This window comes from Acinetobacter lwoffii (assembly GCF_024129595.1).
Taxonomy (GTDB): domain Bacteria; phylum Pseudomonadota; class Gammaproteobacteria; order Pseudomonadales; family Moraxellaceae; genus Acinetobacter; species Acinetobacter lwoffii_O.
The window spans coordinates 1-503 of sequence record NZ_JAMXXS010000103.1 but is presented as its reverse complement, the minus strand read 5'-3'; the positions used below and the strand labels follow the sequence as shown (position 1 = coordinate 503).

Annotated in this window: 1 tRNA gene; it reads left to right on the top strand. The window is 40.6% G+C overall.

Features of this window, described 5'->3' with window-relative positions:
• Position 1: 1 nt before the first annotated feature.
• Positions 2–77: transfer RNA gene (locus tag NI466_RS15825), tRNA-Ala, on the top strand.
• The last annotated feature ends 426 nt before the right edge of the window (positions 78–503 follow it).

Sequence of the window (503 nt, the reverse complement as noted above, 5' to 3'; positions counted from 1 at the left end):
TGGGGACTTAGCTTAGTTGGTAGAGCGCCTGCTTTGCACGCAGGAGGTCAGGAGTTCGACTCTCCTAGTCTCCACCATACATTCCTTCGGATACGTAATAAGCAAACGGTTTGATAGCTTATAGAGCTTAGTGATAAAGCAGCGTATAATGCGCGGCATTGTTATTAACCTCTGTGATTTATCACAGTTTCCTGACCTGACGAAGGCTGGAAAAATCATTAACAGAATATATTTGAGTTGAAATAATTTGTTCAAACTCGTTTCAAGTAGGTAACTACAAGAAATGAGTTCTAGCGAAATTAACTGAATCAAGCGTTTTGGTATATGAATCTAATTGAAGCTGTACAGTAGTTAAATCTACGAAACGCCAACTGTATGAGTAAGTCGCAAGACGAACTCTGTTGCTTATCCTACTTGTAAGGATAAACGACTGTTTGGGGTTGTATAGTCAAGTAATTAAGTGCATGTGGTGGATGCCTTGGCAGTCAGAGGCGATGAAAGAC